9 protein-coding genes are annotated in these 13648 nt (G+C 54.0%); all 9 read right to left on the bottom strand.

The features are described from left to right. Positions 1–160: 160 nt before the first annotated feature. The 9 genes from M017_RS0104770 to M017_RS0104810 all read right to left on the bottom strand — a co-directional run bounded on the left by M017_RS0104770 (position 161) and on the right by M017_RS0104810 (position 13516). On the bottom strand, positions 161–658 hold the full coding sequence (locus M017_RS0104770) for a hypothetical protein (protein WP_155121241.1): 498 nt from the start codon (positions 656–658) through the stop codon (positions 161–163). Then, positions 655–1770 (bottom strand): RHS repeat domain-containing protein, encoded by a 1116-nt coding sequence (locus M017_RS0104775; RefSeq protein WP_162179835.1) that lies wholly within the window; start codon positions 1768–1770, stop codon positions 655–657. The genes M017_RS0104770 and M017_RS0104775 overlap by 4 nt, the downstream gene beginning before the upstream one ends. A 216-nt stretch (positions 1771–1986) precedes the next feature. Next, positions 1987–2436: a hypothetical protein gene (locus M017_RS0104780; protein ID WP_031496211.1), complete on the bottom strand. Its 450-nt coding sequence runs from the start codon at positions 2434–2436 to the stop codon at positions 1987–1989. Then, the gene (locus M017_RS0104785; protein WP_238325813.1) at positions 2427–6506 is read right to left on the bottom strand and encodes an RHS repeat domain-containing protein; all 4080 of its coding nucleotides are present in this window, start codon (positions 6504–6506) and stop codon (positions 2427–2429) included. Before M017_RS0104785 ends, M017_RS0104780 begins: the two co-directional genes overlap by 10 nt. A 1270-nt stretch (positions 6507–7776) precedes the next feature. Further along, complete coding sequence (locus tag M017_RS0104790; protein ID WP_155121242.1) at positions 7777–8541, bottom strand: hypothetical protein; 765 nt, start codon at positions 8539–8541, stop codon at positions 7777–7779. A 232-nt stretch (positions 8542–8773) separates the two neighbouring features. Continuing rightward, positions 8774–9499 (bottom strand): carboxypeptidase-like regulatory domain-containing protein, encoded by a 726-nt coding sequence (locus tag M017_RS0104795; protein WP_080507507.1) that lies wholly within the window; start codon positions 9497–9499, stop codon positions 8774–8776. Between the two features lie 23 nt (positions 9500–9522). Further along, positions 9523–12222 carry a hypothetical protein gene (locus M017_RS0104800; protein ID WP_155121243.1) on the bottom strand — a complete coding sequence of 900 codons (2700 nt, stop codon included), beginning with the start codon at positions 12220–12222 and terminating at the stop codon, positions 9523–9525. 357 nt (positions 12223–12579) lie between these two features. Next, on the bottom strand, positions 12580–12780 hold the full coding sequence (locus tag M017_RS30120) for a hypothetical protein (protein WP_238325814.1): 201 nt from the start codon (positions 12778–12780) through the stop codon (positions 12580–12582). A gap of 442 nt (positions 12781–13222) precedes the next feature. Continuing rightward, complete coding sequence (locus M017_RS0104810; RefSeq protein WP_031496220.1) at positions 13223–13516, bottom strand: hypothetical protein; 294 nt, start codon at positions 13514–13516, stop codon at positions 13223–13225. Positions 13517–13648: the final 132 nt, after the last annotated feature.

A 13648-nucleotide genomic window follows, 5' to 3' on the forward strand; every position in this document is an offset into this window, starting at 1 on the left:
GCGCTCCGATCATAGGTCCAGATCCGATTATCTCCAATACACCAGAGACACCTGCGGAGAACCAGTCATGATAGGACAGTCAAGCAATACCCTCGAGCAAATCGAACGAACTTAAACAGCTCACGTTCCTCGTATAACACTAAAGTCAACTCTCGGCAGGCTATGGCATAATTTCTAATATATAGTCATCGGACGCCCATTCACGCTCTAAGCGTTCACTATTTGTGATATTCAGGTTAACAGCGTTGAAAAATTTGAAGCGAAACCCACCTGAATGAAAATTGATTGAAAACAACGGCCCCCCGATAAAGGCATCCGTCATCTGCTCATACCGAGTTGGAGAACTAGATATTATAAATCCCAAATCTGTAAGTATTTTCGGCAATAACTTGGTAGCCAGAGTGACATTGTCAATTGGAAACTTATGCAAGAACACATAGCGATAGCCTGCCTCAAATTTTATCGGCAACGGCCGAACTAACGTCGGCTCAAAAGCTGGCACGAAGGTAGTTGATAGCGGCTGGCGCCCCACATAATGAAATCCATCAACGACTTTCTTTAACCGTTGATCCAGAGTCCTGCTCTCGCCAGCAACACATCCCGCAAGGAGAACTGTCAGCACAAGGGTCAGCAATCCGCGCAATGTATAATAGCTCAATGTTTGGTCCTTGTAGCTGCTTTTGGATCACGAAGTACTCGAACTTTATTCTCCAACCTTAATGCAGCGGCATTTGAATCCTCTTTGCTCAAGAATAACCCTCCCGTCATGCGGGCTCTGGCATGACCCAGCTCGTGAGCAGCAACTATTCCGATATCCAATTCATCCGACTTCACACTGTTACTCATGTGACTGCCGTTAATAACAATCTTGGCATCGGCTAAACCACGACTATCCAACACATAAATTCTAAGATTTCCGCCAAGCTTCGATCCATCCATAAACCCAGGCGGTCCTGATTCGCCGAATGTTTTTCCATCTGGCATTTTTTCGTTCATATTCATAACTTCCAATGAAACACTTTTTTTGTCATTAATAATCGCAGAAATTTCACCGGCAACCGCATTGCTGCGAGCAAATGCTTTTTGATCAGTTATGCTAACGATAAATCGACTAGTTCCCTCAACCTTAACTTCTTTGAGATAATCACCGGCTTTACCTCCAAGGGCGGCTCTTAGTGCGTCAAGTGCTTTCTTACGTTTTGCTTCGTCTCCTGGCAACTCTATTTCTTGACCGGTTGGGTCCAAATAGCGGAGAGGGTTGTTCCGTACATAGGCATATAGGTTCCATCTCTGGGGGTCTCCCATCATTTCCGATTGAAATGACAACGGATCCGGACTCCCAAACCGCCCCTGCCCCGCCATCAGATACCTGGCCCCAAAGTAATCGAGCCCCGTCTCCGCATCCCGTTCCTTACCCGTAAACTTCTGCGCCGGATCTCCCACTCCCGAGTAGCCAGCAACTCCAGCCCGCTGGATCTCTCCTCCAAACGGCTCATAATCCACCCGTTGCGTCACTGTACCCGTCTGATCAAACCACGCCCGCGTACTCCCCAGATGATCCGTCACCGGATACAGCGTCTTGCCCGCATTCACATTCGTGTAGCCAGTCGCAAACTCCGCAGCCACCCCTCCATCGAGCCCATACACATACCAAACCGTCTTCCCATCGGCCACAGACTTCACGCGCTGCCCATCTCCGTTATAGAGATAGCTCCCGTAAATCTTCTCCGTCCCTGGCGTCACAGCAGAATCGCCCTTCGCCTCCGTCATATGCCCCTCAGGATCATAGACCGCAACCGAACTCGTATCCCCAACCTTCCACTGCCTCTGCCGGCCGCTCGCATCGTAAGCCACATCCTTCAAGCGGTTGTTCACCGCTCCGCTGCTCTGCAAGTACCAATTCGAACTCGCCTGCGCCAACCCAAGCGCCAACCCAGACTTCGAAGGCGTCCAGCCATTTCCAAACTGATTGTGGCCACTGCACCCTTACTCTCTAGAGACGGGTTCACGCGCCTTAGGGTCTTGAATTCTCCTCTGCCTCCACCGCCGCAATAGTCTGTTGCTACCCATGGCGCAAGCAAATACGATGCATGCTCCGCCGGCTAAGAACGGCAACTCCATGGAGCGCGCCTCACCCGTCAACTCAGCCCTCGATCTTTCGATCGCGAAATACATATGAGCGACAAAGATGCTTGCGGCAATCGATGGGTACCAATAGGATCCATCAAGGCGGATCATCAAGCCCCAGATTGCGCGACTTAGGTAGTACCAATGCAAGGTCAACACCAAAGCAACGGCAATTGTCGCCATCAATACACCCAAAACCTTGTCGGCGAAACCAGGATACACTAACATACTTAAGAGACCGCCAAGTAGGATCATCTCAGCTAGCATTTCCATTGCCCACACGGCTATCCGCCTCAGGATCATGGACATGCGTTGATTCCCTCGCCAAATAGTGTGCATCCGCTTGCTTTCTTAATGTAATCAACGAGCGAAAGTCCTATTTCTTCACGGTCTTCCTGGCTCCCAAAGTCGATATCACGCCCGATTCGCTTCCTGATGCTCTTAAGCAGCCTCGCGTAGCTTCTGTCTGTACTTAAGATGGCGCGTCCCATCCCAGTTGCTAGCTCTTGAAAAACTCCACCTTTAGAATTAAGAAGAGCATTTAACTCTTTCACTGCCGTTTGATACGCAGCCGGGTCCTTTCTTTTGAATTCATCAAGCGCCTTCTGTACGGCGGTCTGTTCCATATGGACCAGCGAGGCATCCAGCACCGAACCACTGCCACTCATTTGACCGGAAATGACCCGTCCCACCGCCTCCGTGTTGATACCTTCCAGCAGTGCGTTGATCGAGGCAAGAAGTTCACGTGTTTTCACCGAGGTCCCAATGGTACCTGCAAACGGAATTGCAACATCGGCGATTTGTGAAGTAGCCACATGCGCCGCGGCAAAGAATCGAGTCTTACTACTTACCAGATTATCAAAATTTGCGTATAAGTCTGCTCGCTGACAGTAGCCACTTTTGGTGTTCCCGATCAGGGTCGAACATGCCTGCCCTGTTGGGTCTACGTGAGAAAGCGGATTATTTCTCACATAGCCATAGAGGTTCCAGCTTTGCGGGTCTTCGACATGTTGATCCACCAGCGGCGCATCCGGACTCCCAAACCGCCCCTGCCCCGCCATCAGATACCTGGCCCCAAAGTAATCGAGCCCCGTCTCCGCATCCCGTTCCTTACCCGTAAACTTCTGCGCCGGATCTCCCACTCCCGAGTAGCCAGCAACTCCAGCCCGCTGGATCTCTCCTCCAAACGGCTCATAATCCACCCGTTGCGTCACTGTACCCGTCTGATCAAACCACGCCCGCGTACTCCCCAGATGATCCGTCACCGGATACAGCGTCTTGCCCGCATTCACATTCGTGTAGCCAGTCGCAAACTCCGCAGCCACCCCTCCATCCAGACCATACACATACCAAACCGTCTTCCCATCAGCCACAGACTTCACGCGCTGCCCATCTCCGTTATAGAGATAGCTCCCGTAAATCTTCTCGGTCCCAGGCGTCACAGCAGAGTCGCCCTTCGCCTCCGTCATATGTCCCTCAGGATCATAGACCGCAACCGAACTCGTATCCCCAACCTTCCACTGCCTCTGCCGGCCGCTCGCATCGTAAGCCACATCCTTCAAGCGATTGTTCACCACTCCGCTGCTCTGCAAGTACCAATTCGAACTCGCCTGCGCCAACCCAAGCGCCAACCCAGACTTCGACGGCGTCCAGCCATTGCCAAACTGATCGTAGGCATATTGCACACACCAACGCCCACCCACCGTCGCACAACTCGCCGTACCCAGAGGGTCTTCATTGCTACTGTCTTCCGCGGCGCCAATCAACCGATACAACCCGTCATACGCATAGCGCACGCCAAAGGTATCGATCCCCGTCTCCACATACTGCTTCGTCAGATTCCCAACATTCTTCGTCTCCGGAAACTGGTTCGTCATCTTCCAGAAACGGCCGCTATCCTGCGCATTCTTCCGGAAATCCGCCGTCAGCATCTGCCCCAGCGGATTGTAGCTGCGCTTCTCTTCTACACGATCCGCGCCACTCCCATTCCAGGTCTCAGCCAGTAGCGCTCCGTTCGCTCCGTAGCTCATGCCGCTCAAGTAGGTCCGGGCAGCACTGCTCAACTGCGAAGGCCGTCCCGCGCCCGTATAGGCAACATTCACCTGACGGCCGCTCGGATAGCCAATGCTCTTCACCGCGCCGCTCGCGGAGTACTCGTAGCTCAGCGACTGCTCCGCAAGTCCAGCCACGGTCTGCTTCAAAGAGGTCACACGTCCCAGCGCATCTACCGCCGCATAGTTCGTCGAACCCCACGCGCCGCCGCTGCCGGTCTTCATCCCCTTGACCGCATCCGTACGTCCGGCAGGCATCGCACACGCCGATCCGTTCCAGAGCTTGCCGTCGTAACAATACGTCGTGTTCAGTGCGCCGCTAAAGCTCTTTGTCGCCAGGCGTCGCGCCGCATCGTAGGCATAGTTCACCACCTGAGACGAGGCGTTAGTCTTCGTCTTCATCTGACCATCCACCCAGTAGGTGTAGCTCTCCGCTCCGCTTTCCGGATTCGTGACACTGCCCAGCCGGCCGAGAGAATCGTAAGCAAACAGACGGTTCTGAGTCTTCGTGCCGCTGTAGCTTGTCGAATCCTGCTGCTCCACCTCCACCAGATGGTCGCGACCGTCATACCAATACTTCACCGGCGACAGGGTCCCCTGCGTCACCTCAATCAAACGGCCGAGAGCATCTCGCTTCTCCGTTCGGGAGTTGCTGAGAGAGTCCGTCTCCGTGGTCAATGCGCCGGAATAGCTATAGCTTGTGCTGGAAATCAGATCGTTTCCGGTTTTGGTTGGCGCAGTAGACGCGGTACCAGTGGTCACTGCAACCTGCGTCGGGCGTCCGCTCTTGTCAAAGCGCTTCACCGTCCAAGTCTGTCCAGCTTCACCAGTCAGCGGACTGGAGCGCCAGGGACTCGATTCCACATGGACGGTGCCACTTGAGTTGTATCGAGTGGCTCCGCGGTTCGACACGACACCGGCGCCAGAACTGACGGTCACCGCGCCGCTGCTATCATCGGTTCCTCGCGTCTGCCACAATTGTCCATCGCCGTCAAACTGATAGACCGTTGCCAGCAACTGATCGTTGGCAAGATGAAGATCACTTGCCACGCGAATCCATCGATCGTTGTCGTGGAATGAAGTGCTCCCTTTACGGAGCACAGTCGTGCCATCTCGCTCCTCCATGCTGGTGTTTCGCCCGTAGCGATCGTAGCTAGCGCGTGTACTCAGAATCTTGCCAGAACTCCCAAGAGGCGCCGCATCGCGCTGCGAGCTGACAAGCAACCCAGTGGCACAGTCAAAACGGAAATGGACGGTATCGGCCAGGCTTCCCGCCTGAGCGTGCGTCGTCACAGAAGTCGGATACAAACCTGTATAAGCGGACGGACAATATTGCGCAGCCCCGGAATCTTCACCGAAACTCACCGGACCATAAGTGAAGGTCGTCTCGTCTGAGACCACATTCTCAGAGCTCCGCCGAGGCCCCTGCTTGGAAGTCAAGTTCCCCTGGCTCCAGGTGTAGCGCGTCACGGCAGCCTTCTCATCGTCACCAATCAGGCCGCCGAGAGAGGGGGCGGATCCTTTCGTGCTATCCCATAATGCTTCAACCGTAATATTTGCCGTAGTGGCAGCGTCGTCATAGGCCCACTCGGTGATCGATTCGATCGTCAGCCAGTTAGTACGTCCGAGCTTTCCCAGAACGGTGCTTCTCTTCTTTGCGCCCTTCACCAGAAGATCAAAGTTCTTCCAGTACACATTCTGCTGGCTTCCGTTGTAGCTCCCCGGCATTAGGGCGGCTGCGGCATCCGTCTCGTAGTGGTAGTCGTGTGTTGTCTGCCGAAGGATCGTTCCACCGCTCGGAACTCCTGTGGGAACTCCAGCACTATCTACGCTCGGCTCCAGGCCGTAATCGTATTCAGTAACACTCTTCACGTTGCCATTCTTCGACAACGCAGTCACCGTGGCCGCATAATTCGCGCCGCCCGCAGGCTTGCGATACTCGGCGCGCACATAGATATTCTTAGGATCCGAATAAAAATTACTCCCCCATGCCTCATTCTTCTCCCAGTACTTGAGGGAGATCTCGCCTTCAGGTCCAACAGTTTTCCCAAGAAGATATCGCCCCTCACCCTGGGGAGTAATGTAGGTATGTGTCGTGACCCCGCCGTCTGGAGCTGTGGTCGTACCGATCTTGTTCGTGCTGGTAGGCCTGGTATAAAGCCAGGTATCCAGGCCAAGGGGCGGCCCCGTTAACGCGTCCCATCGTTGTATATCCTTCCGTACCACCGGATTCTTTGTCTCGTAACTTGCATTCCGATACCCCATCTGGTCTTGATACGTATAGGTCACGTTTGGCGTCGTTGGATCCTGCGAATTTGGTAAAAACACATGCCGCAGTTCTCCCCAGCCCCGAAGGCTCCGATCTTCTGTTCCCACCGCATACTGAAACCGGTACTTATGTTGGCTTCCCAGGGTGGGAAGTTGAATTTCCGAAACACCGGAAACTCTCGCAGACAGCGACATTCTGCAATTAAACTGCCCCCCGCCCGGCGCGTTACAGTCGTAACTTCGATAATCTGGGTTTGGCTCACTGTAGGGATCGTTGAGTGGATTGTTTTCCGGGTCATATGCGGGCTTAATGAAAGACAGCCGAGGGGATGTCCATGTCACCTCCCACTCCAGATTGTCCATCACCACACCATTCGACCCGATGCTCCCATAAGCTGGCTGTGTGACTTTTTCATGAACACCGGCACAGTCTGGAATGCAAGCAGCATTTGCCGTAAAATATTTCACACGCAGCGTCCGGCCCAATTCATCTGTCAAATTTGTAATCGGAAGGCTGTCGCTATCGACCGTATGTCCAACAACAACACAATTGGCATTCCGGTCACAAATGCGGTCTGCCTGTCCCCCACCCGTATTTAAGCCGCTTACTTTCCTCCCGTCGGGAAAGATCGCCTCCCATCCCAGGAGAGTTTGCGTCACCTGAATGAAGCTTCCGTCGGTAGTATAATAACGGAGCGGATAACTAAGATCGGACCCATTCCATTCCGGGCAAACCTTAGCCCCAGTGGTCCCATGTCGGTAAAATCCACTTCCATTCCAGTCTTCGGACCCGACGAGGCGCAGGAGATGGCTACTTCCGTCCGGCAATACCAGGCTTCGCTTACTCAGGTAGTCACTGGCTGGATTATTCACACTGCACGGCGCATCAAAGTGACGCCATTCGCTATCCAGTTTGTATTGGAAAGAGTATCGCCATCCTCCTTCCTGAGAGTTGGAAAGCACATTGACGTAAGAAGGACAATCCCCCGGCAGCCCAGGGTTACAGGGAACAAGTCCCGGCGTATACGGAGACGATTTTAAATCATAGATCGCCGAGTTATAAGTGAGAGAAATCGAATGCTTCATCCCGCCTCGCCCCGGAGGCAGAGATGCCAAGGGGATTTGGAGAATGACATTTCCACTCGCGTTGTCGATTGTTTCAATATCGCCAAGAGAGTAGCTTCCATAGCTCTGAAAGCCGCGCTCAGGCTTTGTGGTTCCAAACTCCGGCGTCTGCCCAAGCAGTATCGTTGCCCCGAGCCACATCATCAAGCTTGCAAATCCAATCTTCATACACTTCCTCGTGCTCAATCTCAACTCCGCTCCACCACTACTTCGCCAAAGCAAACAGGTTGTCGTTCGCCGTCGCTCTCAGCGCGCTGGTTTGAATCTTGACTTCAAACTTCTTAGCGCCGTTCTGTCTTCGGGTGATTTGCTTGGGAGTCCAATTCGTACCGTCTGTTTTCTCATACCCATTCCATTCAGTCACCACCTTGCTGGCGGCGCCGCTGAGCACTTTCTGATAAGCCACCCGGAACAACAGTCCGGTTTGGTTGTCAAACATGTAGTGCTTCGCAACGGTCCCGGCAACCTTTCGTGCCGTGACAGGAACAACCACCTGAAAGATATCCACCGTCGCCCCAAACCCCTTCACACCCTCAACCTGGAAGTTGGCGCCCAGCATTCGGGGGAAGCTTCCCTTCTGCATTTGGTCAAAGAACGCGTCCGGTGTATCCGCACTCAGAACTTCAAGCAGTTCATCATCGAGCTCATCAAGACTTTGACGAGCAGATTTGCCGAGATCAAAGACTAAGCTTTTCCCAAGTCCGTCAATCTTGAGCTTTCCCGGAAACTCATTTGTCCACTGAATCGCAGTTCCTGCAGCATCGCCAACCGCAATCGTGCCCGAGAAGGAGCTCCGCTCCTTCCCAGGTTGGATCAACCGGTCCCCAACGGATTTCAGATACTTCTGCGTCACATTCGGAACGCTCCCGAACGAAACCAAAGTCGAGGGAGTCGCCGTTGCCACTTCCTTGGATTGAGCCCAGCCGAAAGAGCTCCCTCCACACATTCCTAGAAATACTCTCCGATTCATCGAAGCTCCTCTTCCCCTCTTGTCATCCTGTTGGAACAATGAATTGATTGCACTGGACCCGCATAGAGTTTTCCCCTTCCATCAGGTCCACGCACCAGCCACACACTGGAATTTTTCTCATCCCGCCACACTGCGTCGGAAGTCAAAATGATTGCCTGCAGAAAAACGGCGGACAATGCGCCTTAGATCTCCGCTCTCCATGAGCGATGCAGCAGATTCCAAGCAGTATCCCTCACTGCGCCACCACCTGAGCCTTCAAGCCCTTCACCCGCACCAGGATTTCCTTGTCCTTCTCCGTTGCCTTCACCTTCTGGTCCAATTCCATCAACACTGCCAGCGGTTGCGCGCCTTCATTCGGCGCCTCAAACGTAAAGAAGGGGCTATCCGCTCGCACCCGCCACTTCGCATCCACCGGCACCAGCACCCGGTAGGCCTTCGATCCCTTCACCTGCTGCCCCAACGGCTCCGCCGTGATGATCATCCGCTCTTCTGTATACACTCCGATACTGACGATCGCCCCAATGGTTTTGCCGTCGTGCCGCTCCAGGTAACCCTCAGGGTCATCCAGCCTCAGCCGCACTTCTTTCCCTAAGGTAAGATTCACGTTGCTCGTCGTCCTTGCGCCCGCCCCAACGCTCACAACAGCCACAGGCTTCCCCCACTGGCAGACATTTACATATTCATTGCCAGGAACATAGAGACACAGCTCAAAGCGTCCCGATGGAGCATTCGCAACTTCGTAACTGCCATCTTTTCCGCTAACAGCGTACCCTTGCCACGGCGTATACTTCTCCGTCTGGTCTGCAAGCAAGGTTGCCATCACCCGGGCGCCTTCAAAAGGATTGCCCTTTTCGTCAAGAACAGTGCCCCCGATGCTTCCGTTCCGGGCAACTTGCGCCCAACCCATTCCCGTCGCCAGAACCAACCAAGCCGCGTATTTGAATGCCTGTATTTTCATCACTCTTCTCTCCCAATTTCTTCCTAGTTCAAGTTCAAAGAGCCAGGATGGCCCCAGCCGCTCCAGTCCCCGCCCAATCGCTGCCCCAGGATGTAGATCTCCCGTTTTCCCTGAAATCCGGTCTTAAAGGTGAATTGCATCCCCAATCCCAAGATGCTGACGTCATTCCCAGCGGCCATTGCGTAGGCTCCAATCGAGGAATTTACGGTAATGGTGCACTGGCTATTATTGAGCGTGAAGTTGCCGCCCGACTGGGGATAGAAGAAGGTGCCCCCATAGTTCATCCCTGCATCGTCCATGAGGAGCACATAATAGCTAGGCGTACCGCCCCACTGATTGCCTGGATACACTTGCACCAGGACCCTGCATCCATTCGCGCGGATTTGCGACAAGTTGGACTCACCTGCAGATCGATTGATATTGAGCTGGACTTCTTGAATGTTGTAGCAGCCTGTCGGAGTACAGTAGCTCGAGTGGTAAGGAGTGTTCTTCACCCCCCAATTGATCCAATGCGGAGTGCTGCCATTCGCGGCAAGCGTCTGATTCACCACAGAAGGATTCTTATCACTCAAGGTAAAGGGATTATAAAACTCCACCGTGGGCGGCGAGGAAGCGGTCGACAACACATTGATCGAGATCTCTGCCTTTTCCGATTCCACTCCAGTATTCGACAAGACACGGGCGATCGCCTTGATCACGCGATTACTTCCTGAGTTATGTGCGGTGTAATTCGCCGCCCCTTGATACCCGATGTCCGGAGTGGTCGAGGCAATGCTTCCATCTGGCACATCCAGTGACCACACCACAGACCCCCCGGTCGGCATATTCGTCACTTGCGCGCGAAGCAGAACCGTCTGCCCCGAATACACCGAAGGAGTGCTGCCCAGCGAGCTGCTCAAGGTCATCGTGATTGGTGTGCTGGGGGTCCAGGTGCCGATATTTTGTGGCGCCATGGGAGTCGATCCGTTCTGCGGCAAAGCCGTCCAGAGATAGGCATATCGTGCCCCTGACATCCCCCGGTTCTGCAAGCGGATCGTCAAGGTTAAGATGCTGCCGCTCGTGGAGACAGAACTCTGGCTCGCCACGATGGCACAGGCAGCATTCGAAGGCAGGTCATTGGTTCCGAAACGAGCCTCCTGCCAACCACTCCCCGCCCCAGCAGCGTCATCGAGCTGAATGCGGTCCGGCAGTATGGAACGGCTGTAGCGGAATCGGCAAGCCCTCGGAGAAGCCACCACATTCTGCGTGCTGGAACTACTCAGATTGAACCAAACCTCACCAATATTGTTGATGCTGCTCCCCCCATTCACGGTCACTTGAAGCGTTGTCTCCACTGTGCCGCTTGCGGGAGTAAATGCCCCGCTACCGCTTTGCGCCGGGTTCGTCAGCGTGAAGCTCCAACTGTCAGATACATTTGAATTTTCCTGGCTTGTCGCCCGCAGCGTAACGCTCCCTGTTCCTCCTGCCGGGTTGTAGATCACGCTATTGCCGGTCACAGACGCGAGCTGTCCTGGGCCGCCGCCCACAATGCTCCAGTTCACTTGGGTGTTGCTCGTCGCGCCGCTTACGGTTGCGGTAAAGGCCTTGGTGCTTGTGTTCTCCAGCGTCGAGAAATCCTTCGGCGCAAGACTGACTTGTACCGTAGTTCCCGTAGAAAGATTGACTTGGACCTCACTCTTCCACGAAGAGTTATAGCAACTCTCGGCCTGAATCCGTACAGGCTGTGAATTGTTCGTAATTGTCGACGGAGCCGTATAGGTGGTCGAAGCGGCACAATTGGTGCCAGTGGACAGGGTCCCCCCTGCTGGCGAATTGCCCGGCGGATAGCTGAGGATGCTCCAGCGCGCAGTCGTCGCCTCGCCGCTCGGCACATTCGTTACGCTTGCACTCAAACTTCGTGTCGTCGAGGCGCCCATTGCGGTACCGCTGTTCCCCGAGATCGTGACCACACCCGCCGCGCCTCCCGCATTGAACCAGAGTGGCTGATAAGAAACCACGCCCGTTCCGTTTGTCGCCTTCACAATTGCGACCGAGAGATCCGCAAAGAAACTGGGCGCGACATAAGTGGCCGCTGTCCCATTTGGCGTCAGCGTTCCGCCTGCACTCCCTTCCAGCGTCCACGTCACAGCCTCTGAACCACTGCTCAGGCCAACACTTGCGCCGCCCGTCAGATTCGCACCAGCCGGACTCCGCGTGACCTCAAACTTCGCACCACTCGCACTTGTGGCCGCCGTCGCGATGGCGCTGGTAATCTGCACCCTCATTCCACTGGTGGTTGGGCTCGTACCTGCATTCCGCACCACAAAATCCACAACATTCCAGCCCTGCACAAATATTCCGCCACCGCTCCCGGAAATCGAGAAAGGATTCACCGTATGATAGGGCCCCAAACTTGCAGTTCTGGCAACTCCATTGACGAAGATCTGCACAGAATCATCCGCAATAACATCGCCGGCGATCATCGTTGTGGCTGGATCGTGGCAACTGAGGTCTACCATCTGCCGGAACACATAGTAGCCGGGCACCACAGCCCCTGCCCCGGCAACCGGACTGATGTATTTTGCGGCACTCGTACTTCCACCCGTCAGCGACGAGGTGACAATTGCCTCGGTACCGGAACTGCCTCCATGGCTTCCCGAATGAGACACCATCTTCCAGTTGGGGTCGACAGAACCATCAGCCAATAGCGTATTGCTGCCGCTTGCGTCTCGACCGGTGCTCAAAAACCGGATTGCGTTGGTCGCGCCTAAACACGCGCCCTGGGCAGTATTTTCGATCGCGACTAATCTGCCATTTAGCCGGATGTATTCTTTCGTCTGTCCAAGCAAACCAACCGCACAAAGTGACAACAGCGAAAGAATCCGTACCCAAGTTTCAACCTGCATAGATGATAAAAGATGACTTTCTATGAATCCGCACCCCAGAGCTCAATACCAGGAGCAACATCAAACATGAAGAGAATTTCTTTTATACCATCCAGTACTTATAAAAAGTACAGCTGCTTAAGTATTTTTCCAATACAGCTCGACCTAATTTCATCCTTCAACTATTTGTTCTAAAAACAGAACGCTCTGAATAAATTACCCACGGCGAAACCGCTGGGAAAAGCCCTTCATTTTCAGTTTTTTAGGAACCAGAATGCCTTCTAGAAGCCCAAAAACCTCCTGCAGCCGTGAGAAAAACTCTTGCCTCTTAAGTACTGACTGTTCGACTTTCAGAACAAGTAGCAACGTTGGCCCGTCGGCGATGGAATGAGACAAAGCTCTTGGCAGGACGTTCATCTTGTGTTTCTCCTCGGAAGGATGAGCCGAGACGCATCTCATGAATAAAAAAGCCTCGATGAGGTCCGCTGGTGTAATACGGGATGTGCAGAAGCTCTCACCCAAGACCTCCCCATCAAAATGCGATACCGGGGATCCTTGCGGAAGCGTAACTCCCACCGGAACAGAGCAGAATCGAGCGCTGCCCTCTTGCGTGTTCGTGATCCATCATGTTCGGGTGATGGCCTGACCGTCGATCCAGGGCTGAAGGAGCAGGAAACGCCTCAAGTGAAACAGTGCGGCAATAGAGCCGTGATCGCGAGATAGCCTTTCCGCGGCCCAGACTCACCGCGAGCCTCGCCCGGACTTTCGCGATTCGATCATTCCGATCCCGCAAAAAATTTCTCCCCAACGATCAATACGTTAGGCGACATTCGCATATCCCACTCTCAAGCTCCTGCTACTATATTTCCGAAGGCGCAGTAGCGTCCTTCGAGCAAGCCCGAGACTCCAAGTCTCGGGCTTTTTCAGTTGCACCAAAGGTTTTCGCGATGCCAACCAAAGCCGCCAGATCAGGCCCAGAGGGAGCAAGGGGAAGTTCCACGCCTCTCAACACATCCGCCATGGAGCCAACTTCTGCGACTACGTCATCCGCAACTTTGCCCACAACCTCATCGCCCGGCATCCAGCCGAGAAACCGCACATCGCGCACCACATCCAATCTGCTGTCGAAGCCCAAATAGCGCATAAACAGCAAAAGCGAAGGAACGAACCTACGGAGGACTTAACTCCATTGCTGCGAGGAACTTAGAAAGCTAAAAATGACGCCAAAACGACAACTTTGTAACAAAGCGCAGAATCGATTCAAACACGCATGGAGCCACCATAG

It is taken from the genome of Bryobacter aggregatus MPL3, from assembly GCF_000702445.1.
Taxonomy (GTDB): domain Bacteria; phylum Acidobacteriota; class Terriglobia; order Bryobacterales; family Bryobacteraceae; genus Bryobacter; species Bryobacter aggregatus.